At 45.0% G+C, this 25959-nt stretch carries 22 protein-coding genes; 2 read left to right on the plus strand and 20 right to left on the minus strand.

Annotated features, from left to right (window positions below):
• Nucleotides 1-10: 10 nt before the first annotated feature.
• On the minus strand, nt 11-1369 hold the full coding sequence (locus AC58QT_RS14295; protein ID WP_497409552.1) for an ABC transporter ATP-binding protein: 1359 nt from the start codon (nt 1367-1369) through the stop codon (nt 11-13).
• Nucleotides 1370-1387: 18 nt separating this feature from the next.
• Entirely contained in the window at nt 1388-2212 is an 825-nt protein-coding gene (locus AC58QT_RS14300) for an ABC transporter permease (RefSeq protein WP_497409553.1), read from the minus strand.
• 242 nt (nt 2213-2454) lie between these two features.
• On the opposite strand from AC58QT_RS14300, the gene AC58QT_RS14305 reads away from it, so the two are divergent.
• Entirely contained in the window at nt 2455-4983 is a 2529-nt protein-coding gene (locus AC58QT_RS14305) for an O-antigen ligase family protein (protein ID WP_497409554.1), read from the plus strand.
• Nucleotides 4984-5022: 39 nt separating this feature from the next.
• Here AC58QT_RS14305 and AC58QT_RS14310 read toward each other — a convergent pair whose 3' ends face one another.
• The 18 genes from AC58QT_RS14310 to AC58QT_RS14395 all read right to left on the minus strand — a co-directional run bounded on the left by AC58QT_RS14310 (nt 5023) and on the right by AC58QT_RS14395 (nt 23328).
• A complete protein-coding gene (locus tag AC58QT_RS14310; RefSeq protein ID WP_497409555.1) occupies nt 5023-8106 on the minus strand; it encodes a DEAD/DEAH box helicase in 3084 nt (1027 codons plus the stop codon).
• Nucleotides 8103-9677 carry an SWIM zinc finger family protein gene (locus AC58QT_RS14315; RefSeq protein WP_497409556.1) on the minus strand — a complete coding sequence of 525 codons (1575 nt, stop codon included), beginning with the start codon at nt 9675-9677 and terminating at the stop codon, nt 8103-8105. The genes AC58QT_RS14310 and AC58QT_RS14315 overlap by 4 nt, the downstream gene beginning before the upstream one ends.
• A gap of 121 nt (nt 9678-9798) precedes the next feature.
• Nucleotides 9799-10050: a hypothetical protein gene (locus AC58QT_RS14320; protein WP_497409557.1), complete on the minus strand. Its 252-nt coding sequence runs from the start codon at nt 10048-10050 to the stop codon at nt 9799-9801.
• Nucleotides 10051-10208: 158 nt separating this feature from the next.
• Nucleotides 10209-12461 (minus strand): rhamnogalacturonan lyase, encoded by a 2253-nt coding sequence (locus AC58QT_RS14325; protein ID WP_497409558.1) that lies wholly within the window; start codon nt 12459-12461, stop codon nt 10209-10211.
• Nucleotides 12462-12688: 227 nt separating this feature from the next.
• Entirely contained in the window at nt 12689-13123 is a 435-nt protein-coding gene (locus AC58QT_RS14330) for a hypothetical protein (protein ID WP_497409559.1), read from the minus strand.
• Nucleotides 13113-13397: a hypothetical protein gene (locus AC58QT_RS14335; protein ID WP_497409560.1), complete on the minus strand. Its 285-nt coding sequence runs from the start codon at nt 13395-13397 to the stop codon at nt 13113-13115. Before AC58QT_RS14335 ends, AC58QT_RS14330 begins: the two co-directional genes overlap by 11 nt.
• Nucleotides 13398-13718: 321 nt before the next feature.
• Nucleotides 13719-14774: an acyltransferase family protein gene (locus AC58QT_RS14340; protein ID WP_497409561.1), complete on the minus strand. Its 1056-nt coding sequence runs from the start codon at nt 14772-14774 to the stop codon at nt 13719-13721.
• A gap of 76 nt (nt 14775-14850) precedes the next feature.
• Nucleotides 14851-15456: a hypothetical protein gene (locus AC58QT_RS14345; RefSeq protein ID WP_497409562.1), complete on the minus strand. Its 606-nt coding sequence runs from the start codon at nt 15454-15456 to the stop codon at nt 14851-14853.
• 546 nt (nt 15457-16002) lie between these two features.
• Complete coding sequence (locus AC58QT_RS14350; RefSeq protein WP_497409563.1) at nt 16003-16371, minus strand: hypothetical protein; 369 nt, start codon at nt 16369-16371, stop codon at nt 16003-16005.
• A gap of 203 nt (nt 16372-16574) precedes the next feature.
• Complete coding sequence (locus tag AC58QT_RS14355; RefSeq protein ID WP_497409564.1) at nt 16575-16754, minus strand: hypothetical protein; 180 nt, start codon at nt 16752-16754, stop codon at nt 16575-16577.
• A gap of 124 nt (nt 16755-16878) precedes the next feature.
• Nucleotides 16879-18507 carry a chaperonin GroEL gene (gene groL, locus AC58QT_RS14360; protein WP_310499740.1) on the minus strand — a complete coding sequence of 543 codons (1629 nt, stop codon included), beginning with the start codon at nt 18505-18507 and terminating at the stop codon, nt 16879-16881.
• A gap of 88 nt (nt 18508-18595) precedes the next feature.
• Nucleotides 18596-18877, minus strand: coding sequence for a co-chaperone GroES (gene groES / locus AC58QT_RS14365; protein WP_310499739.1), 282 nt, complete (start codon nt 18875-18877; stop codon nt 18596-18598).
• A 241-nt stretch (nt 18878-19118) separates the two neighbouring features.
• Nucleotides 19119-19859: a twin-arginine translocase subunit TatC gene (tatC, locus tag AC58QT_RS14370; RefSeq protein ID WP_497409727.1), complete on the minus strand. Its 741-nt coding sequence runs from the start codon at nt 19857-19859 to the stop codon at nt 19119-19121.
• Between the two features lie 82 nt (nt 19860-19941).
• The gene (tatA, locus tag AC58QT_RS14375; protein ID WP_497409565.1) at nt 19942-20472 is read right to left on the minus strand and encodes a twin-arginine translocase TatA/TatE family subunit; all 531 of its coding nucleotides are present in this window, start codon (nt 20470-20472) and stop codon (nt 19942-19944) included.
• 70 nt (nt 20473-20542) lie between these two features.
• A complete protein-coding gene (locus AC58QT_RS14380) occupies nt 20543-21580 on the minus strand; it encodes a molybdopterin-binding protein (protein WP_497409566.1) in 1038 nt (345 codons plus the stop codon).
• A 5-nt stretch (nt 21581-21585) separates the two neighbouring features.
• Nucleotides 21586-22077: a MogA/MoaB family molybdenum cofactor biosynthesis protein gene (locus AC58QT_RS14385; protein ID WP_056608535.1), complete on the minus strand. Its 492-nt coding sequence runs from the start codon at nt 22075-22077 to the stop codon at nt 21586-21588.
• 107 nt (nt 22078-22184) lie between these two features.
• Nucleotides 22185-22679: a cyclic pyranopterin monophosphate synthase MoaC gene (gene moaC, locus AC58QT_RS14390; RefSeq protein WP_497409567.1), complete on the minus strand. Its 495-nt coding sequence runs from the start codon at nt 22677-22679 to the stop codon at nt 22185-22187.
• A 16-nt stretch (nt 22680-22695) separates the two neighbouring features.
• A complete protein-coding gene (locus tag AC58QT_RS14395) occupies nt 22696-23328 on the minus strand; it encodes a 5-formyltetrahydrofolate cyclo-ligase (RefSeq protein WP_497409568.1) in 633 nt (210 codons plus the stop codon).
• A 239-nt stretch (nt 23329-23567) separates the two neighbouring features.
• Between AC58QT_RS14395 and AC58QT_RS14400 the strand changes: the two genes are divergently transcribed.
• Complete coding sequence (locus AC58QT_RS14400; protein WP_497409569.1) at nt 23568-25523, plus strand: ABC-F family ATP-binding cassette domain-containing protein; 1956 nt, start codon at nt 23568-23570, stop codon at nt 25521-25523.
• The last annotated feature ends 436 nt before the right edge of the window (nt 25524-25959 follow it).

A 25959-nucleotide genomic window follows, 5' to 3' on the forward strand; every position in this document is an offset into this window, starting at 1 on the left:
AAAAAAACTTCTATTTTAACTCTATACACTCAGAGGAAATCGAAAAATCAACAATACCTGTCATCAAGGAGTTTTCCTCATGTAGTATTTTAAATACTGCAAAATCAATTTTACGATCCAAATAAACTTCTCCATCCTGAATGATGCTTAATACTCCGCCATTCAAAAAATAAATGCCTGGAGCGAGCCTTGGCACGAACATAAAATCAATTTGATAAACTTTATCTGCCATGACATGAGGGATACCATGTCCATAAAGAGCTGTTTCGGCTCCTCCCAACTCCAAACCAGTGGCAGGTTTTAACAACATTCCAAATCTTACATTTTCAAAAGTTTTATGAAATTTAACACTATACCGCCAAATATATTTTTCCCCAGAAACTAACAAATTAACCTGCTCACCACTCAAGGTTAAGATCTGAGGAGCAAAAATTTCAGCGCCCCTTGACTCGTAATGAATAGTATCGGCAGGTATCAAATTAGGATCATACATAGCCTGGTTTTTCACAGAAGTTATTGGTATTTCACTCGATAGTTCGCTTTCTTTATTGACATCATTGAGTAGCTCATTACCATTTTCACATATACTCAGGTTTTTTATCTCTTGGCGCATGCTATCTTTCTTTGCAGCAGGGGAATAAATGAATTTTTGATACAAATTAACAATTCTTTTGCTGCTGCCAACAATCAAACATTCCCCTGAATCCATTAATACTGCACGATCACACAGTTCAATAATAGAACTTCCTGAGTGTGATACAAATAAAATGGTACCTCCTTGCTTCTTAAACTCTTCAATCTTTGCAAAACACTTACGTTGAAATAACTCATCACCTACTGCCAACGCTTCATCGACAATTAGTATCTCTTTTGGAATAATGGCTTGAACAGCAAAAGCCAGTCGGACATACATACCGCTCGAATATGTCTTCACTGGCTGCTCGATAAAATCACCTATGTCTGCAAAAGCAAGTATTTCATCAAAAAGCTCGTCCATCGTTGCTTTATCCAAACCAAGAATTGCGCCATTCATATAAATATTTTCGCGTCCGGTAAACTCAGGATTAAAACCACTTCCTAATTCAAGTAACGCCGCTACTTTTCCTCTTACATTGATGTGTCCATTTGTTGGTGATAGCGTACCAGCAATCATTTGTAATAGCGTGCTCTTTCCACTTCCATTTTTACCAATAATCCCAATACTTTCGCCTCTCATTACATTAATAGAGACATTGTTGACAGCAGTAAATTCTCTATAATATTGTCTTCGTCCACGATATAAGGTCTGCTTCAGACGATTTAGTGGTTTATCGTATACTTTAAATGTTTTCGTTACATTTTGTATTGAAATTGCAATTTTACTTTCCATAGTCTCCTCCAAAGAACATCAAACTACATCAGAAAAACCTTTTTTTGTTTTTTCAAACCAAGCGTATCCAAATACAAAGAATATAAGACCAATAAATATGCCGAATGTTAACCAACCCCATTGAGGTAGTTGTCCCCACACTAATACCCTGCGAACATCCTCAGTAACATAACTGAATGGATTAATAAAATATAAAAACTTTAGTTGCTGAGGAATCGCCGATACTGGATAAAATATAGGGCTTAGTAATAGTGCAGCAGAAACAGCTAAACCTATAAACTGCGAGATATCTCTCAAATAAACACCTAGTGCTGAAAAGAACCATCCAAGGCCAAGTGTCAATAATATCAGGGGAAGTAACACTAACGGAAGAAAAATTATTGTCCAATGAAAGGAGTGCATTAGTGCAATAACAGATAGAATCAATATCATAAAATTAATAACGGATTGAATCAATGCCGAAATCAGGATAGTCACAGGAAGAATTTCGAGAGGAAATACTATTTTTTTAACGAAATTAGCATTACTAAGTATTAATCCTGGTGCTCTACTGACCACATCAGAAAAAATACTAAATGCATTTAAACCGCAAAAAAGCAATAAAGCAAATTCAACTTTACTTTCTGTGCCGCCAGCCCACTTTGATTTAAAAACTTCACTAAATACAAATGTATAGATTACTAACATAAGAATAGGAGTGATGAATGACCATAAAGTTCCTAAATAAGAACCCTTGTAACGAACTAACAGATCCCTCTTAGCAAATTGTAAAATTAGTTCTCGTTTCTTAAACATTTCCAAAAAAATATGAATCGGATTAAACAATTGTAACTTTTCCTTCATAATTAAGATGCTCCATATGTAAAGTATTTTTAAGTTCAAACAACAGGTAAGATGCTTTTGGTAGATGATAAAAGTTGAATCGAATTAAATATTTACTACCTTGGGTAAAACATATATACTGCTGGTTTATATAATGGATGCTAAGATCGTTCCATCCATCAAGTATTCGTAAAAATCTGGAAAGCAACTCCCAACTATGCTAAAATAAAGTCGAACTTTAGCGAAGAAGGAGACTATCTGGAATGAGTGCAAGTAAGAATGCCTACGCGGCTTCGCGTGCAAAATCGAATGGAACTATAACAACGGATAAAAGCTCTGTCATCTTTTGGATATTAGCTGTGTTTACAGGTTTATTCATGTTCTGGGCACCTTTTCAAAGGGCGCTGTTTAATGGCGGTACATATGATTTTGAGAGAAGTATTTACTCCGCTTCTGTGTGGTCCTCTATTATCCTATTACTTGTTGCGATTCTAGCATTTTTTGTGTTTAAGCTTCAAGAAAAGAAAGATCTCTTAACCATTTTCGTCTTCATGATGCCTCTTACGTATGTTATCTCGTTGTCGAACGCGGCTTCGCACTATTTGGCAACAAATATGGTTTATATCCAAATGCTGTATGCAACATTCTTCATTTTAGGTGTTTTTCTGACAAAAAACAAGCTCGGGGTGTCGATTGTTGCCCATTTATTCATGATCTCGGGATATTTCATTGTGCTATTCGGTCTTTTGTACTGGTTAGGTAACAAAACTTTCGCAGGACACCTTGTTGGATGGTTTGCACTTATGGATGGAGCGGATAAGAATCTATACCGTGACGCTGTCATGACGGACTCTAACGGTTTCCGGTTAACCTCTGTTTTCCAATATGCGAATACATACGCAGCTTTCTTAATTACACTTACACTGAGTTCCTTATTCTTCATCAGCAAATCTCGCAAATGGTATGTTGTTCTCATCCACGCATTTTTACTAATTCCAACGATTGTTTCGTTCTGGTTAACGTTATCACGTGGTGCAATTGTCGTAATTCCGGTTGTTTTCCTCATTATGCTTTTCTTCTTTAAAATGAGTAGACAAATCGTCTCGCTCATACAGCTTGGATTAGCATTCGTTACTTCTCTTGTTATTCTAGAAAAAGTAACGGATATCGGAATTGGTCTTCAAAAGCAATCCAGCGCTTCAGAATCATGGCACGGCTGGTGGATTTTACTGCTAGCTTCCATAGTCTTTGCTGCACTGTCAGTCCTTATTCAACGCTATGCGGAGCCTTGGTTTGATCGTGTTACAGCTCGTTTTGATGCTAAAAAGTTCGCGGCGTTCATTCTCCCAGTCGCTGCGATTGTTATTGGTGTGCTTGGTGCCGTCCTGCTGCTAAGCGATACTGGATTAAAAAATATTCTGCCTGATAACGTGAAAACACGTGTAGAGAATATCAACTTCCAGCAGCACAGTGTTTTGGAGCGTGGAACATTTTATAAAGATGCTGTAAAGCTGTGGTCCGACTATCCGATCATTGGCGCTGGTGGTGGAGCCTGGGCTTCACTTTATGAAAAGTATCAAAATAACCCTTATACAAGTCGTCAGGCACATAACTTTGCTCTACAATACTTAGTTGAAGCTGGCGCGTTAGGCTTCCTAACTTTTATAGGCTTTGTTGTTGCAGTCAGCTGGCTCTACATTCGGAGCTATATCCGAAGTTCACAGGAAAAGCGAGATATGCACTTCCTATTTTTCATTATCATGATTTCTCTTTTGGTCCATAGTATGATTGACTTTGATTTGAGCTATGTGTACCTAGGGGCGATTCTATTCCTCTCTCTTGGGGGAATGCTCAGCAACACCTCTTCAGTTGAACTGAAACTAAAGTCGAAATCAGCTATGATTCACAAAATTTTCCCAGCAAGTATCGCGATCTTGTCTCTTATTATGTTTTTTATTTCTGCTCAAATTCTTTCAGCCAACGGTTCCTATAGACAAGCGGTTAAGGTTGTTAAAACGAGTACAGACTATAATCAGATCGCGGCACCGCTCGACAAAGCGATTTCCATGCATCCTGCTCATCCTGACTATTTGTTAACTGGACAGATTAGCCGGATTGGACTCCTCCTTCAAGTTTACAATCAAATGCAGAAGGAAAACGCAAATGATCCTACGAAGAGTGAGCCCTTTTTCAATCAAGCTCAAGATCTGATGAGTCAGCTCTTAAAAAAAGAGCCGCATAACCGTGTCGTGGCCATGCAGCAGCTCAATATGCTTCTTCTTAAAGGGGAACAACAAAAAGCATTAGATTGGTCTAACGCACAAATCCCTAACTACCCTTGGTATATAGAATTGTATGAGAAAAGTATTTCCTTAAATATTGATCTTGCGAACCAAGCAAATACCAAAGGTAATACACAAGAGTTCAATACAAAATTAGATAGTGCGATTACCACCTATAAGGATGTACTTGCTCGCATTGATTCTTTGAAAAACTTACCTAAAGAACAAGCCCAAGGTCGTGTATTTGCAGTTACACCTACAATGGCACTCAGCATAGGACAAATCAGCTATATACGCGCCGATTATAAAGGTGCGGCTGCACTAATTCAGCCGTATATTACTGAAAATATGGATGACCAAGTGAATCGTTTAATAACCCGCTGGTATCTAGCTATTATGCAAAAGCAAGGTACCCCAGATCAAGCATTAATGAACAAGCTTATCGCGAAGGATCCAGCTGAAAAGCAAAATATCGATGCCATTCTTGCAGCTGTTTTCCCAGCAAAATAAGCAAAAGCGCCACAGCGATGTGGCGCTTTTTTATTTGCCTTACCTCTCCATCCACTCCCGCCTCAAAGCAAAAAGCTCGCGCAGCTCGCTCGTCGACATCTCCGTGACCCAGTTCTCGCCGGTGCCGACGATTTGGTCACTGAGCCCCTGCTTGCGCTCGATCATCTCGTCGATCCGCTCTTCGAGCGTGCCGAGTGTGACAAACTTGTGCACCTGCACGCTGCGCGTTTGCCCGATGCGAAAAGCCCGATCCGTGGCCTGATTCTCCACGGCCGGATTCCACCAGCGGTCGTAGTGGAACACGTGATTCGCCGCTGTGAGGTTCAACCCCGTTCCTCCTGCTTTCAGCGAGAGGATGAAGATATGGCAACGCTCCTCCGCAGGGAGCGTCGCGTCTTGGAAGCGCGCGATCATCGCATCGCGCTTCGCTGCACTTACACCCCCGTGCAAAAACTGCACGGGTTCACCCAACGCCTGCGCAAGCGTAGCCTGCAGCAGGTGACCCATCTCGACGAACTGGGTGAAGATGAGGCAGCTGCCTCCTTCGCTCCTGAGTTCGTCTATCATTTCAACCAGCCGCTCCAGCTTCGCTGAGCGTGCCCTCATCTCCGCGGCGGCGAACGCGCCGCGCCCAGCCTTTGCCACCGGGCTCGCGCCCGCTCCACCAATCTCCTTTAAGAACAACCCCGGATGATCACAAATCTGCTTCAACTTCATCAGCGAGGTAAGAATGAGGCCCTTCTTCTCGATCCCACTCGAGTCCTTAATCTTCTCCATCAAGGTCTGCACGACATTCTCATACAGTGCCCCCTGCTCAGTGGTTAGCCGCACATACGTTTTCCCCTCATATTTATCTGGCAAGTCCAGCTGAATCGCTGGATCTTTCTTCAATCTTCTAAGCAAGAAAGGTCCAACCAACCGTTGTACACGTGCTGTCAGTTCCTTTGCGCCATCGCCATTTTTCTCAATCGGACCTACATATTGTCGGTTAAAATGGGTCAATGTCCCCAGGTACCCCGGGTTCACAAAGTCAAAAATCGACCACAACTCGGTCAATCGGTTCTCAATCGGCGTGCCTGTCAGCGCAATTCTCTGCCCCGCTTCTAACTTGCGAATCGCCTGCGACTGCTTGGTATAAGCATTCTTGATATTTTGTGCTTCATCCAAGCATAGGGAATCCCATGTAACGCTCGACAATTCCTCTTCATCCAATTGCGCGAGTGTATAGGAGGTTATCACCAAATCCGCCTTCCCAAGCGAAGCTTCAAAAGCCTCTCCCTTAGCGCGCTGTGCACCATAGTGCAGATGTATCCGAAGTGTCGGTGCAAATCGACCCAACTCTTTCTGCCAATTCCCCAAAACCGAAGTCGGACATATGAGCAGCGAAGGTTTTGTCATTGATCTTGACTCTGACTCTGACGTTGTCTTTGATCCTGACTCTGACTCTGACTTTGCCGTTGATCTTGACTCTCCCCCTGCCCTCTCCTCCCGCACCCTCAACAAATACCCAATAAACTGGATCGTCTTCCCCAACCCCATATCATCCGCGAGACATCCACCTAACCCTAGGCTACGCAGGAACAAAAGCCACGACACCCCCTGCACTTGATAGGGCCTGAGCTCTGCACGTAAATCCTCAATCTTACCAACAAGCGGAATCGTTTTGGTTTGTCCCAACTGTTTCATCAAACCCCGCAAATGCGTATTGAGCTCTACTTTAACAGCGACAGCTTTCCCCTTCTCAGCGCCCGCCATGCCTCTCTCTTCCTCATCCTCCCCCTCCATCAGATGCATCTCCAACACATCCCGGAAGGACAAGCCTTTTTTCCTCTCTACCTGCTTCATCGCATCGCGAATTTGCTCCAAATGCGCAGGATCCAGCTGCACCCATTTGCCGCGGATGTAGATCAAGCGTTTTTTCGCTAACGCCATTTGCTTAAATTCTTCCTCAGTCAAATCTACGCCGCCCAGAGCCACTCGCCAATCAAACTGTACGATCTGATCCATCCCGAACATCGCTTTGCGTGTAGAGCCCACGGAGCTTTTGATTTTCGCCTTCAACTGAGGACGATTCATCTTCTGAATTTCTTCCCACCACGAGGGTAAAAAGACAGAGATACCCGCAGCCACCAGCTGCATGCTCGATTCCGTTAAAAATGTCCAAGCCTCATCATCTGACAATTGCTCGATGATTTTGCCTGGTTGGTAGGTACTTTCCAGCCAAGGCAGCATCCGCAAAACACGCTTTGTTTGCTCTTGAAGCTTATCCGCAATGTCTGTCTTCCAATCAAGTGGTATATCACCCACCAGCACATTGCCCGTGGAACTAAATTCAACGAATCGGTTCGCATCCCGGCGATCCTGTGCAATAAAACGCAAGCGCCAATCCGCTGCGTTGTCCTTCGCTTTCGTTGTCCCATCGACATAGGTCTCCGCATAGGGCTCAACCAGTTGCACGCATATTCGAAAGGCACCGTCATCCTGCGTCCACCCAATTGCGAACAGCCAATCCGCTTCCTGCATCCAGGCAGCCTCGCTCTGCAATGCTTCAAAACCCTGATCATTCACTCGCAGCAGTTTATTCCCATCAACTAATCCGCTCCACACCCGAGCTAAGCTGAACTCCGGATCCGTCTCTAGCATCTCATTGACAACTAAGCTAAACCATCTCTGCCAAAAGCTTTCCGGAAACGCACCCGCGCTCAGCTCCTTTAATCTATCAACTTGCCCCTCAGGCAGTTGCAGCTTCCAACCGTTGATCCCTTCGAGCCAAAGCTCGTAGGATGGCACATACCACCCAGCATCAAGTGCCTCCCCAAGGATGGCCGCTCCTTTTTGCAGCTCGATAATTCCCTCTTCCCAAGAAAGTCGGCTATGAAGCAACACACCGGGAGCACGCATATAATCCAACGCCATAGCAGGAGAAAGCACAATCGCCTCACCATAAGAAATCCGCGTGACTTCCAATTGCGTCCCATAGAATGAGCGTTCATGCCAGGCAAAAAGCAGCTTACGCAGCATATACCCCGGAACCTCGTTCGCATCCTCCGTTTCGCCATATAGAGCAAAGCTCCCTGAAGGCAGCCTCTGCATTCTCATATAAATCGGTGACAAGGCTATCATGGAATCAAGTTTCCTCTCCGTAATTCCTCATTAAAAGCGCGATAACGAGCATATTGCTTAACGATTTGCCCCAAGTATGCTTCAAAACGAGGTGTTAGCTTCAGCTTTTTATAAGCAGCCGCTAATTTCTTCAATAATTTAATCGCTAGTATGTAATCGGCACGGTTTTTCCCCTGAATATAGGCTTCAATGGCATGATGATAGATCGGCAGCAGGTAGCGAACATTGGCTTTTTCGACGAGTTTTAGCTGCGCTGCATCAATTTGTACGGTCGTTAAATCCAAGAGCAGACAGAGATCCGCCCATTCCTGGTATTCACCCTTTGTTACTAGGAATTCGGCATAGTGATCATAACTCGTAGGCAAAAGCGATACCATGACCTCCCGCTGCTCTTTCTCTACATCTCGCTGTTCCGCTGCCAAACGCCAGTAATGCAGAATTTCATCCGCGTATACTCGCTCACTCCACCCCAGCTTCGGCTTCAACCACCTCAACCAGTTCAACAAACGGTCCCACTGACTTTCAAAAATAAATCCGTTCAAATAATCGAACCAATAGTCCGAATCAATATGTACCATCCCGCTTTCTGCTCGTTCCCAGGCATTTTCATCCTCACCTCGGCTAATATCCAAATGAATAGAAGCAAAGGCAGCAACTTCATACACATGTTGACTCGCATGCGAATCTGCCAGCAGTTGCCTCAGTCTTGTTTTTTCTAGCTCCAGCATGTCCTTATTCTGAAATAGTTGGGACCACAACAGCTTATACAAATCGATCCATTCATAAAGGTACGACTCCGAACCCTTCTCGCATAGCTCTGCTAGATAATCGGATAGCTCCTTCATATGTCCAGCATGCTGCTCGTATGCCCAGTTCACATCTAACTCATGAAGCGTTGCTTCCAACTGCTCACGGGCATGGCTCAGAACACGTTTAACGTAATAGTTCGTATCTTGAAAATAATCATACGTATTCGTCTTCGGTCCTGCCAGCGTATCGCACAGCTTGACCACATATAGCGCCACTTGGACATCGTACAAACCTCTAATGGTTGGTTCCCAAGTGTCGGCCAGCTTATTCAGCTCTCTCCAAGCCCGAAGACATACTTCCTCAAGGCTAAACGCATTATAAATTTTCGCCGAGCTATATTGTTTATGAAAATAAGACCGCCACATTTCACAGCTATCCGTTGGCTCCGGCAGTCTAACCTTTGTTTTTGACTTTTGCGGAATATCGGGTTCTAAACTCGACTGCTTCATCTTACCTGACCGAAGTTCCTCCGGATCATACCCTTCCTGCTTCGCCACTTCAAACAATACGGCAGCCATGTGCTTACAATAGTATCCGTATGGACACGTGCAACCGCTTCTTGTGAAGTTCTTAAGATCTAAGGTAATCTTGTAACTCTTCGTTCCATCTGCCCTTGCTTTTATTATTGAAGTGCCTTCTACTTGAATATCGCTAACAGCACCTTCGTTGAAATATGCCCAACCTCTCGCGAGGATTACTTTATCAAACTTAGGACGTATCCGCTCCATCCAATACGACCAGTCGATGTCTACCTCTTGCATGCTTCTTATCCCCCGTTACTCCATTCAACTTTCCTTCCACCATTATATAATCAATTCCCCCTACAAAAAAACACCCCCCGCCAGAATCAACGAATGATTCCTAGCGAGAAGTGCTTTGTGGTTACTTCCTGAGCATACCTTGATGCGGGTGCGGGTGAGTTCCGCAATACTCATCGGTTTCGGTACACGTATACACATGCTCATATACAGGTACACAGTGATGGCGATTTACAATTTGAATCGGATGAATGACTTGAACCTTTTGCGGATGATAAAAATCTCTAACTACTCTTTCTGGATCTGTCATTATCGGGTCAGCAGGTGGACACTGAAATTGTTTTCCTTGATTTGCTTGGTTTGGTTGTAAAGCCATGAATGCGTCAACTCCTCTGTTAGTATGAGATAGTATACGTCTAACCCTAGTCCAGAGAGTGTACCAATGCCTATCTTTCCTATAAATGGGCTGATGCGCATGGGCCAAGCAGTTAAATGTCCAAGCAGACTGAAAGTAGCCAGGCTCCAACCCTACACTTACTTAAGATTAGGAATCGGAACCTTAGACCAATCCAGATCAGATGCCATGTAAAAGCTCGTATAGCATGGCTGATTGTACACGACATTTTGCCAGGCGACGCCAGTTCTGTACTGTCTATCATGCATCAGCGTATACAACTTGCGATCTGTGAGCTCTGTACTGAGGTAAATTCGAATGGCGGAGCTGTCCGACGTTCGGACCAGCAATTCTTCTCGCCAGTCCCCAAACACATCCGCGACTAGGCAAGGATTGCCCTTCGTCCCGTTATTACTGCATGTTCCTTCCGCCGTCAGTAGACGGCCTCGCTTCCAATCATCGATCACAACGGGCTGATCGAAGCTGCCGCTGACGATTTGAGTTGTCATATCCGCTGCCCATTGAATACGCATATTCGTCCCCGGCACCTGCTGACTGATCCTTTCTCCCGTAGCTGTAAGTAAACCGAAGGCATCGTCACTCGTGTAGCTCTCACTTGCCCACGTCTGGAGCCCGCGATGAGATGGGTCGACTTGCCCCACCATTCCACGTCCGACATCCTCTGTGGCGTAACCGCCATACAGCACCTCGCCTGTCGCTGCATCACGCAGCGTGTACCCGAAAGGTCCCCATATACCACTTTCATGCACCATAAAAATCTCCAGCCCTGGCCGATCTGGATCGATATTAGCCACATGAAGCGCATCTCCATGACCTAGCTTCGCCAATTCCCCTGGTGCAGGACTTCCTTCCGGCAGGATCCCTCTTGAGCTGTATAAAATCGTACCATCATGGTCGATCGTTGCTGCCCCATAAATGATTTCGTCACAGCCGTCGCCATCCACATCTGCTATGCTCAAAGAATGCGCTCCCTGCTTGGCCAGGCTGCCCCACTGCTCGCTGCGACCATCCTGTTGCTTCAGCGTATCGTTAAACGGATTGTTCATCGGGACCCATCCGCTGTCAATGAACCAGTGTTCCTGTAGCTGCGCCCCGTCCCACGTATACGTCGCAACCGCCGCACGTGTATAATAACCACGCGCAAAAATCGCATATGGCTTCAACCCATCCAGATAGCCCACGCCTGCAAGGAAACGATCCACCCGATTGCCGGGCTCAATGCGGTTCCAGGCATAATCGCCCCACATCAGACCATCATCCTGACGGCCTGGTTTATAGTAAACAGTCTGCAGCTCCGCGCCTGTTTCACCTTGAAACACCGTCAAATATTCCGGCCCCTTGACGATAAATCCCTCGAACGAGCGCAGCTGATTTCGGCTGCTGCGGCTTGGCGCGTACACATCCATGAAGTGATTCGTCAGGTGCTCGGCGTCCGCCCGTGACAGTGGATACGGATAGGCCGGTTCAAGTCCAAAGCACGCCTCCAGCGTTTCGGGCCAATTGCCAGCCGTCACTTCCTCATGCGCATGCCACCCCATGAACATGTCCACAACATGGTCAAAGTAATCTGCGCTGCTCATGCGGTAATCATCGTCATGGCTAAATCCGGATGCCAAATCCTCCGCCGGCATCGTAATATAGTCTTCCGATACAGGGCAGCCTTCCTTATCATAGGTGATTACCTTGGTGCCTGGCGCTGTTTTAAGCATGATTTCCGCCTTGCCATCTCCATCGAAATCATAGACTAAGAACTGCGTATAATGCGCGCCAGCCCTTATATTAACCCCAAGATCAATCCGATACAGCAGGCGACCATCCAGCTTATAGCAGTCAAGATAAACGGGTCCCGTATATCCCGAATGCGAGACATCCTTGGAATTGGACGGATCCCATTTGACGAAAAACTCATACTGACCATCCCCGTCCACATCCCCAACACTCATATCATTTGCTGCATATGTGTAATGCTCGCCACTTGGGGTCACTCCATCGGCAGGCTTGCGCAGAGGAAGCTCATAATAGTCGCTTTCCCAAGGCATCACCTCTTCGCTGCGATCAATTTCTTGCCCTTCGATAGTCGCACAGACATAATAAACAGAAGAACCACTCCCACTTCGATCCAAATAATTCGTGCTATCATAAACGGTCGCGATGTGAACGTTATCCCGATATATGTTGAAATCTGTCCCTACCATGCCTTGTGCCGAATATCCCGTCACTTCCGTCCCCAACAGTCGCCAACTGAGAAAAATACCTTCCGATGTTGCCGCCGCAATCAAACCTCGATCCAGATCTTCCAGCTGTATCCCCTTTGCAGTACCACCGTCACCGCCGTCATGCAAATGCTGCGTCTTGTTTTGTTCAGACTTCATTTTATCCTGCCTCCTATGGTGGGGAGGAAGAGGCAACCGAGGCAACCTTCCTCCTGTTTTATCGTGACTATTACGATACCTCATCGGAAGTTTAACTACATTAATACATTTTTGCCGGCGAAGATGACATGCAAAAAAGGCCTTGTACAAATTCAATGAATTTGTACAAGGCCTTTCTATCCATCAGATCCATTGGACCAGATCCCTCGATCTTCATGCGAATAAACTTAGCGTTCGGGATCATCGTTGTATGCAAGGTATATCCCAGTACTGTTAATCGATGAAGATGCGGTAATGCTTTTTGCGAGCTGCCAGTCTGAATCACCTGATGCTGATTTGCTCAAGTAAATGTTCATCGAACTGCCGGTTGGAAGATTGGCTGTGATCCATGCCCTTATCCAGCGAATGACTTGTACCATTGAAGAGCTGGTGAAGGGCTTCGTCACCAGTTTATAATTTATGGCCGTTCCGTTATTCGTTGTTCCTCCAACCTTAAGCACGCGACCCTGAGAATCTCCAATGTAAAGATCGCTGTCCATCTTAGCAAAGCAAAGCGGTTGGATATCGTTCCAAACATTCCATATTCCTGCTGGCTCACCGTAGTTGTTTATAACTGTAGGGTCGTAGACAAGAATCGTATCTGGCGCTGTGCTACTGTTCATGGCAACGCCCATATAAATGTTTGCCGTAGTTAATAGCTGCAGGTGCCCCTGTCAACGTCTGAACCGTACTGCCGTCATACCTGCGCGCCGTATCCACGCCATTACTGCCGATCAAGTTAAAGTCAGCTAGGTTTCCTTTGAAATTGCAAAAGCTCCATTCAGCAGTCGTGCTCAGATCGGATGCCAATGCAGCACTCCACGCAGATCCAGTCCATTTGCGCCAAGTTCCGTCATTAAACATAGCATGCAATTCAGTGTCCTTCCATACTCCCATACCAAGTACTTTCGTCCCTATTGCCGATCCAAGAACCGTGTACCCAGGCTTAGTTGATAGTGCAGGAAACTTAGCTGATGAAAGGTTAAAAATATCAGTTGCAAACTCAGGAGAAATAGAAAAAGAATCAAGCTTATTGATCCCCTTAAATTCCCGCTGTATTATTGGTGGTTAATTTCTTATTGACGGCCATGCTGCTTTCATATAATTTCACCTCACTGACCTTCAGTTACTAATTATTTAAATAATAAAAAGCACTACGAGGAGTAATCCTGCGCAGTGCTTCATTTTTCTGTGGTGCTTGCGTAAATTGATTGCATACTATGTGGCTAACTTTACTTCTTTGCGCTTTCTACTTAGTAGATTAACCTTCATACAAGGTTTTTCTATTAGATAATAGAAAGTTGTTGCACAAACAATTGACACTACGAATGTCATAATACCTGATAATATTGTTAACTCCTTAAAATATTGAATTATTATTAATTCAATAATGAGTCCATGTATCAAATAACCTCCATAACTAATTTTACCGAAAAATATCATGAATCGTGAGGCAAATAATCGTTTTACTAACGACCCATTCATAACAGAAAGCATGAAAATAAGACACGCAAAACCTATAAAAATAAACTTATTAATTAAAAATCTGTCAAACTCATAACCAAAAAAATAATACCTCGAGTAAGGTGTTAACATAAATAAAATAATAACTATTACTAATGCTAAACAATCAAGACAGTATTTCGTCTTCTTTGTTAGTTCAACAGCAAGGAGCTTTTGATGAATCAGAGCCCCAATTGTACCGAACATAAAAACCGGTAAATATTGCATAACATTTATGGAATTCTCGACAGCTTTCATGAACGGATAAAACATTTGGTTAACAGTAATAAACACTATTGTGAGCAATAAAGATACTTTTAGGTTCATTTTCGCAAATAAAACAATTGCAAAAATAAACAATGGGAGGATTGTATAAAACGCTAATTCAACTGGCATTGTCCAAAAATGTCCATATCCTTTTTGCAACAATAAGTGATCCTTTAGGATAGTCACTGAGTTAAAGGAAGGATGAAAAAAATAATAGAGAAATAAAATAATAACGTACAACGGAATAATACGCATAAATCTTCGAGTCAAGTAATTAACCCATTCTATAGATTGTCTAACCCTTTCCGGTTTAGATAAGAAATAATTCGAGAGTAAAAATGAACTTAGAACAAAGAACATCCAAACTCCGAATTTTGGTACGCCAACAATACTTGGAACAATACTTGGATTGTTTGAAAATATGTGTCCCAATAATACAAGCAAAAAAGAGGATCCTCGTATCCCGTCTAACTCAGAGTAGTAAAAACTACTGCTCTTGTTCAAAACATTTCACCATCCAAACTAAGTATTTTCTCAATTATAGATCAACATTAATTAAAATCATAGTTAGATAATTTGACTACGCAATTTCATACATCCCGCTAAGTTTAATTATAGCGCCGTTAGCTCCAGAACACGTGTTATCGTACTTAAATATACGAACAAGCCCTCCACCTAGGCCTCCTTGGAATATATTTCCTGTAACCACATCTTCTCTAGCCGCAAAGATGCGATTTCTTCCTAGCAATGGAGTTATTGGTAATGTGGCTTGAAGTATACCCCTCCCTGTACCATTCGTCGTAATGGTGATAGACATGTACACATAAATGGTATTTCCTTTTGCTTCGTAATACCCCGTAGCCGTATAAGCTGTAATTGATCCAACTGTTGTTGTAATTACTGGTATATATGATTGCCAAGCCTGTGGGTAGTTGTTTCCATAAGCGGGATTCGTACAACTCGGATCTATAGAAAATTGATCAGTGTTGTCCAGGTTGTAATTATCGAGGGCTCGCAGGTTAGCTACCTGAGAAACTACGATGTAATTAAGATTTACCCTTGCTGTGCTGTTGTTTATGATCGTATTTCTTAAAATGTTTGTACCTATGATAGACGATCCACCAGGTGGGTTAAAATTAATCGATACATTTGTGCAACTATCCAAAATGTTATTTTCAATTGTCAAACCGCTAGAACCCACTAACCCCATTACTTCTGGACAATATATACCGTAACTTCCAGCGTTCTTAACTGTATTACCTTTAACTTATAAATTAACATGTTGCCCTATGGTAATACCCGCATCGAAAGTTGTGCCAATATCATTATTCATTATGACGGAATTACTAATGGATCGAGCATAAATACCGTAGTTACCTATAGTCGTTGCAATATTCCGCAACGTATTTCCGATGATTGAGATATCCTCAGACAATTCTGTACGATTCCAAGGCTAAACAAGAATACCACCATTCGTCGGTTTATAAGCGGCATTCCCAATTATTGAAATTCGCCTAGAGTTACAAACAACATACGCTGCACCTTTCGAAGACTCAGAAATGTTACCCTCGATTAGAATATTGTGTGGTTGCCCAAAAGTTTCACTCGCATCCCAAACAACTGATATCGAATCATCCCCGCTATTGTTATACATAGTTGTTAGCAACACTAACATCATGTGACCCGTCCACAAAGTGAATACCGTCGGCTTTTGAGTCACGAACAATATTCCCTATAACCTCAATGTCGTGACAAGCGTGCCACCAATAAACAGCGGTAATTGGCGAATCAAGAAATGTATTGTTAACAATATAGACAAGGGACGCCCCTTGTAATAGGATAAATCCGCCGACCCATCGACGTGGATATAACGGATCAGAGCGAAATAATAAATCTTTAAATGTAATGTTTGTGCCTGTGACGATAAAAGTTGGCGCGTCAACTTCTGTTTGCCAATAGATTTTACCATCTCTGTGAAGCTAATGCCGTTTCCTGTTACCATGATAGTTTGGGTAACACGGTATACTCCGGGAGGAAAGTGCACCGTACCTCCGCCATTTGCTATTGCAGCATCAATAGCTTTAACAATTGCTTGTATCATCCGTGCCTGCTTTTGTCGTAATGTGAAGTCACCCTTTGCTCCGTAAGGGTTATCTTATACATTAAATAACAGGTCTCCCCAAATTTTCGCTATATTAGCTCAGCTCCGGTGGCCATCTGTTAAGCAAACATTTCCGGTTTATTCATCTCACTCCACCTTCATTGGCGACAATGCCGGCTCAGGATTTGCTTTCTTTAAATCATCTAATTCACTGTTATATTGCCGAATAAACCCAGACGAAATGTCATACTCCCGATTTCGCGCCGCCATCCATTGGCATAAGTTATATACGTGAACATGATGACCCAGAAACCACGCTGAAGATCTACACACACGTTACAGAGAAAATGAAAAAAGATGCGGATGAAAAGATCAAGATTCACTTTGGAGACATCCTCGGAGCCCTCGTTTTGCAAAAAATGTGAGTTTTTCGTGATTTTTAAATAAAAAAGGCTCCCGAAGGAGCCCATTATTACAACAGTGTTTATAAGGGTTTTGGCGAACGAATTACATCATGCCGCCCATACCACCCATGCCGCCCATATCAGGCATACCTGGTTTGTCTTTTTCTGGTTTATCAGCGATAACCGCTTCAGTAGTCAAGAACATAGCTGCTACGGAAGCTGCGTTTTGAAGTGCGGAACGCGTTACTTTCGCAGGGTCAACGATACCAGCTTCGAACATGTTTACCCATTGTCCAGTTGCTGCGTTGTAGCCGATGCCTACTTTTTCGTTTTTCAAGCGCTCAACGATTACGGAGCCTTCTTGACCAGCGTTAGCTGCGATTGTGCGAACTGGCTCTTCAAGGGAACGAAGGATGATGTTAACACCCGTTTGCTCATCGCCGGAAGCTACAACTTTCGCTACTGCGTTGTATACGTTAACTAGGGCAGTACCACCACCAGAAACGATACCTTCTTCAACTGCTGCACGAGTCGCGTTCAAAGCATCTTCGATGCGAAGTTTGCGCTCTTTCAATTCAGTTTCAGTCGCTGCGCCAACTTTGATAACAGCTACGCCGCCAGAAAGTTTAGCCAAACGCTCTTGCAATTTTTCTTTATCGAAGTCGGAAGTTGTTTCTTCCAATTGGGAACGGATTTGTGTAACGCGAGCTGCGATATCTTTCGGGTTACCAGCACCATCAACGATGATTGTGTTTTCTTTCGTAACACGGATTTGACGCGCGCTACCCAATTGATCAGGAGTTGTGGATTTCAGATCCAAACCAAGCTCTTCTGTAATCACTTGGCCACCTGTTAGAGCAGCGATATCACCCAACATCGCTTTACGACGGTCACCGAAACCAGGAGCTTTAACAGCTACGCAAGTGAATGTGCCACGAAGTCTGTTCACAACAAGTGTTGCTTGTGCTTCGCCATCAACGTCTTCAGCAATGATTAGAAGTTGTTTACCGGATTGAACCACTTTTTCAAGAACAGGCAAGATTTCTTGGATGTTCGAGATTTTTTTGTCTGTGATCAAGATGTACGGGTTGTCTAGAACTGCTTCCATTTTATCCGTATCTGTGATCATGTATGGGGATGTGTATCCACGGTCGAATTGCATACCTTCTACAACCTCAAGCTCCGTCAAGAAGCCTTTGGATTCTTCAACTGTGATAACACCGTCTTTACCTACTTTTTCCATAGCTTCAGCGATCAATTCGCCTACTTCATCGTCAGCAGCAGAGATTGCCGCAACTTGTGCGATGGATTGTTTGCCTTCGATCGGCTTAGCAATAGCTTGAAGCTCTTCAATAGCGGCTTTAACAGCTTTCTCGATACCTTTGCGGATAACCATTGGGTTAGCGCCTGCAGTAACGTTTTTCAGACCTTCACGGATCATAGCTTGTGCTAGAACCGTTGCAGTTGTTGTACCGTCACCGGCAACATCGTTCGTTTTGGTAGCAACTTCTTTAACAAGTTGAGCTCCCATGTTTTCGAAAGCATCTTCAAGTTCGATTTCTTTCGCGATAGTAACACCATCGTTCGTGATCAACGGGCTACCAAATTTTTTCTCAAGAACTACGTTACGGCCTTTTGGACCTAGTGTTACTTTAACGGCATTTGCCAAAGCATCTACCCCGCGAAGCATCGCGCGGCGTGCGTCTTCACTGAACTTAATATCTTTTGCCACGATTGGTAACCTCCTCTAATTAAGAAACCTGTATACTAAGTATAAAAATCTTTAATAACGTAAAGCCCGATCTATATGCTGCTCTAACTTAGGCTAATACAGCGAGAATGTCGCTTTCGCGCAAGATCAACAGTTCGCGGCCTTCGTATTTCACTTCAGTTCCAGCGTATTTGGAGAAAATGATGCGGTCGCCTTCGCTTACTTCAAGCGCAACGCGTACGCCATCTTTCAACGCGCCAGCGCCAACGGCTACAACTTTACCTTCTTGTGGTTTTTCTTTAGCTGTATCTGGCAGCACGATGCCACTTGCTGTAGTCTCCTCTTTCGCAACGGCTTCAATGATAACTCGATCACCTAACGGTCTGATCATGGAAAAATAGCCTCCTTTAGAAAATTGTCTGGTTATATTTCTTTGTTATTAGCACTCGAATGTGTTTAGTGCTAACAACACCTCTTATGATACTCATTCTGGGAGTAATTTGCAAGTCCTTTTACACATTTTTCATTCTTGTGGACACCCCCCTCATTCTACCCAAATGATAACCAAATATTCCCTCCAAATATGAAAAAAAATAGCCCACCACGAAGGCAGACTATGTTTAACTATTTCCTCATTTAGGGCCAAACTCCCGTTCCCAAGCGGCATCGTTCGCAAGCTGTTTCCGATAAATGAAGCCCGACATGAACACACTGAATTCATATAAAATAATAAGCGGAACCGCAACTAATATGGCTGAAATTGCATCTGGAGGCGTAATAACGGTCGCTAGAATGACCATGAGCATGTAAGCATATCTTCTAAACTTATGCAGACGCTTCGGGTTCAGCAGCTTAATCTTTGTGAGGAACATCACCACAATAGGCATCTCAAACACACAAGCCAGCGGCAAAACGATGTTAAACATAAAGGTAAAATACTGTGCAGCACCGTACATCTCCGTAATTTCTAAGCTTTTGCTAATCGACGAAGTAAAATAAAAGGCCATCGGAAAAACAACCCAATACCCGAAGGATAGCCCCAATAAGAAGAGCAAAAATGCATAGGGCACGTAAAGAAGTGAAGCCTTCTGCTCCGTTTCCCGCAAGCCTGGCTTAACAAAAGCCCATATATGATACAGAATAACGGGCAATGTAATAAGAAGGCCGACAGCCAAACCGAAATTCATATACAAACGCAGGGCATCCCAAGGCGAGAACACATTCCAACCAATATCTTTCGCAGGGGGAATGCTTTTCAAATACCGAATGACAGGTTTAGCAGCAACAAGCCCACCAACCATGCCTATGACCAGAACAACTAATATCCACATGATCCGCTTGCGCAACTCACCAAGGTGCTCTACAAGCGACATTTCTTCATTTTTCAACCGAGTTCACCTACCTAATCTAGTGCATACAACCTGCAAGGCTGAACCACTGTTCATCTGCCTAAAACTAATCCGGTAACCGCCGTGAATTGCCTGACTGCTGCGCTGGCGCCGGGGTAGGGGCCGAGGCTTGTGCAGGAGCGGAGGACAACACATCGCTGTCTGCTGGTGTGGCTACGGCTTCAACAGCCGTCCCAGTTACATGGACAACCTCAGAAGACTTGTTAGAAATGAAAGTCGCAGCTGGCTTCGCTGTAGGTGAGATAGTTGATTCGACCTCTACTTTTATATCGGCCACTGCGTCTATCAAGTCATGTTCTGATGGTGACTTTGTAAGCGAAGGCACTGGAACGTCATCATTTGCAATAACAACGCTGCTAGCTGCCTCGACTGGGGTAACCGGGTCAGGTGCAACAGGTGTTTTGGATGCTAACGGTGCTTTGGGCTCGTCACTCATCAGTTCGTTCGTCGCTTGCTTGAAATCCCTTAACGTCTTACCCAGCATTCTGCCGATCTCCGGCAGCTTTTGTGGACCGAAGATGACAAGCGCAACGACCGCAATCAATAATAGTTCGGTAAATCCTATATTTTGAAGCATAAACTTCATCTCCATCATGTAATGCGTTATGAATACGGTAAATCAATAAAGGAATAAAGTGACACATCTTCTAACACTGATAAAATCCGCCGTAGCCCATCTCCGTGATGTCACTACGCACGATCTCTTCGCCAGCGCAGATGCGCGGCAGCAGCACATCAAAGGACGTGTACGGGTCGTGCATCACACAACCCGGCAGGCCCATGATCGGCAGATCGCCTAGATAGGCGATCATCAGCATCGAGCCCGGCAGCATCGGCGTGCCGTAGCTGACCACGCGGGCGCCGGCCGCCTTGATCGCACCCGGCGTGCGATCATCCGGGTCCACGGACATGCCGCCCGTGACCAACACCAGATCCACGCCTAGCGCGGCTAGCGCGTGGATCTCACCCACAATCGCTTCGCTGTCGTCCGACACGAAGCGTTGGTCCACAACCTCGGAGCCGAGCTGCGCGACTTTCTCTTTCACAACCGGGCCGAATTTATCCTTGATTCGGCCCTTGAAGACCTCGCTGCCCGTCGTGATCACGCCGACGCGCAGCGCCCGAAACGGCTTCACCTCAAGCAAGGTGAAGCCCTCTGCACGGCGAGCGGCGGCTAACCGCTCGACCTCCTCAACCTTCGCTTCGTCGACGATCAGCGGGATTACCCGCGTACCGACCAGCGAAGCGCCTGCTTGCACAACCGTGTTGCTGCGAATCGTCGACAACACGACCTCATCGATGGCGTTCACACTGTCAACGAACGCCTTATCGATCTTCACCAAACCGTGAATCTCCGATTTCACGTTCACTTTGCCCTCATGCGGATCGGTCAGCTTAAGATCCGCACTCGCACTCGCGCTTGCATCCGTTCCCGCAATCGCCCGTGCCATGCGCAATGCAGCCTCATCCTCATGCAAATAGCCAGGCTGCAGCTCCATCACGTAAATATGCTCCTTGCCGATGCTCAGCAGGGCAGGAATGTCCGCTTCCGTTACTTGATGCCCTTTGCGGAAGAGACGGCCTTTGAACTCGCCTGGCAGGATCTGCGTGAGGTCATGCGGCAGAATCATGCCGATCGCATCTTCCACCTTCACCTCGCGCAGCATGGAAGTTTCTTTCCCCATTCCGCTCACCCGTGATCGCCTTCTTTACCAGTCAAAATCCCCAGCGCATGAGGCAATTGATCAATAATTGCCATCAAATTCTCTTGCACGCCCTTCGGACTGCCTGGCAAATTAATGATCAGCGTACGTCCGCGAATCCCTGAAACAGCTCTGGAAAGCATCGCTTTTTTCGTTTTTTGCATCGAAATCATGCGCATCGCTTCTGCAAAGCCAGGTGCAACACGATCAATGACATTGAGCGTTGCTTCTGGTGTGACATCCCGTGGAGCTAGTCCGGTTCCACCCGTTGTTAAAATCAAATCAGCTTGATAGTAATCAGTCATTTCTATTAAGGAAGCCATAATTTCGTCCATCTCGTCCGGAACGACCCGGTACTCGATGATCTCGCCTTGAATTTCCTCTTCAATCAGCTCGCGGATTACCTGAGCGCTAGTGTCTTCTCGTTCTCCTCGGTAACCGCGGTCACTGGCTGTCAAAATCGCAACTTTCCAGTGCATCCTTCGTCACCTCTCCCTTGTTCACTGAATGAGATCAACCCACTAACCTGCGTGATTCGCAGAACCTCACCCGATTAACGGTATGTTGGCGCTGGTGCTTACTTCCATCACGCTTTCATGTCTTGCCTGTAAAAATCCCCGTTTTTGCCGCCAGTTTTCATGACAAGCAGGGTCGAGTTAATCATCATCTCTTTCTCTACAGCTTTGCACATGTCGTACACGGTCAATGCCGCGGCAGACACTGCCGTTAGGGCTTCCATTTCTACCCCTGTAGGACCTGTTGTACGTACAGTTGCTTCTATGTATAGTTCATTGCTGCCATTATTCGAAAACTGAATATCTACCCCAGTTAAGGCAATGGGATGGCACATCGGTATCCAGTCCGACGTTTTCTTGGCGGCCATGATGCCAGCCACTTGAGCCACGGCGAGGACGTCGCCTTTTTTCATTTTACCCTGCACAATTAAATCTAGGGTTTCTGACTTCATGACTAAGGTAGAGCGAGCTGTGGCTGTGCGCTTCGTCTCATCTTTATCCGATATGTCGACCATTCGCGCTCGTCCCTGTTCATTAAAATGCGTCAATGGTGAAGAATCGGGCACTGCAATCACCTCTATATTAGGTTTCTGTTTTGAACACCATCTTACTTTCGGTTACGATGCCATCCACTCGGAAATCATGCCAAGAAGAAGGAACAGCAGGAATCAATTGATTATCGAAAGCAGCTGCAACGGCAAAAGGTCTTTTCAATCCACGCGCAGCGAATAGCTGCATAAAACGATCATAGAAACCTCCGCCATACCCTAAGCGTCCGAAATCCAGATCAAACGCCAGCCCAGGCACAACAATCATCGAAACGGCGCCTAAATCATGTTCTATCGGAACATCACTACGCGGTTCTCTAATCCCATAAGCACCACTTTCGAGGTCCTCATATCGACTTATGATGTGCAAGTTCATCGTCTTCGTATCCGCCACTACCTTCGGTATCAGCACACGAATTCCCTGCTGCCAACACCATTCCATTAATGGTGCAACGTCTGGTTCTGAGCGGAAAGGCATATAGCTCATCAGCGTAGGCTGTGAATGTGAGGATAACTGCCCCTGTTCAAACAGCTTATCCGAGCATAGCTTCACCATTCTTTGGTTTATCTGTTGTTGCTTCTCATCACGTATCTCAGCAACAATCGAAGCACGTCGTAGTTCCATTTCTTTACGTAATTCTATTTTCCGCTCTCGGATGTTCATCATAAGCTACAGCCCTTCCTAGCGAGGAGTGGTTTCCCCCATTTTAACATAAATAAAGTAAAAAACTATACTCGTACCGCAGACCACTCCGAATCACCTATAATTCATGTCTAAATTAAGCAGGCGTTGCCTTCATTCTTCGTGTATACTAATGATTTGATGGGATTGAAACAGGATTCTAAGGTCAACTTAAAAAGGTTCTTACATTAATATGTATCTAAAACGCAGGAGGTAGCAGCAACATGCTATTACAAGTTTCTAACATTTCCAAAAGCTATGGGGTACGCTCCGTACTCTCTAATATAACGCTTCAAATCGAAAATAGGGAACGCATCGGACTCGTTGGAGTCAACGGCGCCGGGAAGTCCACCCTTCTTCAAATCATTGCGGGTGAAATGTCGTATGATAGTGGTGATCTTTTCAAAGCAAAAGAAACCAAGATCGGCTATCTTAAGCAAAACAGCGGACTTAACACCGATAAATCCATATGGAATGAGCTGCTTAGCGTATTCAGTTCATTGTTGGAGACCGAACGAGAGCTGCGTGAGCTGGAAGCCTTGATGGCTGACCCCGATCTCATCTCCGATGAGAAAAAGTATGAAACGACCATGAATCGGTATGCGCTGCGCTCCGAATGGTTTCGTGAGCATGGCGGCTATGAAATTGAGGCCAAGATCCGCGGTATTTTGCATGGGATGGGCTTTGGACAGTTTGCACCAGAGACCTTAGTTAACACCCTCAGCGGAGGGCAGAAGACGAGATTGGCCTTGGCTAAAATGTTGCTGGAAGAACCCGATCTGCTCATGCTCGATGAGCCTACCAACCATTTGGACATCGCCACATTAACGTGGCTTGAAGGCTATCTGCGCGGCTATCCTGGCGCTATTCTCGTCGTATCCCATGACCGTTATTTCCTTGACGCGTTGGTGACGTCGATTTATGAAATTGAACGCCATGCCTCCAAACGGTATACGGGTAATTATTCCCGTTTTATTGAGATTAAAGAAGCGAACTATGAAATTGAATTGAAACAGTTTGAAAAGCAGCAAGAAGAAATCTCGAAGTTGGAGGATTTCGTGCAGCGTAATATCGTGCGTGCTTCGACGACAAAGAGAGCGCAGTCTCGCCGTAAGCAGCTTGAGAAAATGGACCGTTTGGACAAGCCTATGGGCGATCTGAAGCGAGCCTCGTTCTCTTTTGAAATCGAGCAAACATCTGGGAAAGAAGTTCTGCAAGTAGACCGACTGTCGCTTTCGTACGATGGCAAAAAGCGTCTCCTCGACGGTGTCTCCTTCCAGCTTCGCCGATCCGAAACCGCTGCATTAATCGGACCTAACGGGGTCGGGAAATCCACCTTGCTCAAAACATTGATCGGTCAGCATAAGCAAGATGCGGGTACGTTCAAATGGGGTGCTGGCGTCACGATCGGTTACTACGATCAAGAGCAAAAAGGCTTGAACCCGTCCAACAGCGTGTTGGAAGAAGTGTGGAACACGTATCCTCACCTGGAGGAAGCGCGTATTCGTACGGTGCTTGGCAGCTTTCTTTTTAGCGGCGAAGATGTATTTAAGAAGATTGCTGCATTAAGCGGCGGAGAAAAAGCTCGCGTCTCGCTCGCCAAACTCATGCTTCAGAAGGCCAACGTATTGATTCTCGATGAGCCTACCAACCATCTCGATTTATATAGTAAAGAAGTGCTCGAATCAGCGTTGATGGACTACGAGGGGACCTTGCTATTCATCTCCCATGACCGGTATTTCCTCAATAAAATGGCGGAGAGCATGCTCGATCTGCAAAAAGATGGCTTAACGAGCTATCTTGGCAACTACGATGACTATGTGGAGAAAAAAGCCGAGCTTGCTGAAATGGAAGCGAAGCGTCTAGCCAAAGAGGCGGAGAAGAAATCAGCTGGCAATTCCGCTTCTACGAATACAGTGAAAGCCGAACCTGTTGGTGGTGGCAGCTACGAAGCGGACAAGTTGGCGAAACGTGAAGAACGCAGTCGTCAGCGGAAGCTAGAACAGCTTGAGCTGGATATTGCTCGACTTGAAGAAGAGGTTACAGCGCTCGAGGCCGAGCTTGCCGATCCCGCGGTGTATAACGACTATATGCTTGTGCAGGAGAAAACAGCCGAAGTTGATAAACGCAAGAGTTCACTTGCGGCTTGTTACGAAGAGTGGGAAGTTTTATTAGCTTAAAATGGGGTTAAATCTGGAGTTCACGTCGGTTGACGTGGACTTTTTGTTTTTTACGACGAGTTGTCGAGCAGGTTAGCGGGTATAACTGTGGACAAGTTCACAAAATGTTCAAAGTTACCCACAGGAGGTGCAGGTTTGCACGACAATCACTTGAAAACTTCCCCCAAAACTGTTCAAACTCACCTCTTCGACCTCTCTTATACACAGAAAAATAATGACGAATTGTTCCGATAATTTCAACTGTACTTTCTCGCACCATAATTTGTTATACACAGCGTTATCCACAGAAAAAGGGAGGCAATTTCCGCCCCCCATCAGTATTTCTTTGATTTGACCACAAAGTTATCCACATTACCCACATTTTTTTGTGAAAAAGTTATCCTATTCCTTTGCACTTTAAAAAGGTTGATAGATCACGTTTTCTATGAGTTATGCA

This window comes from Paenibacillus sp. J31R109 (assembly GCF_059692055.1).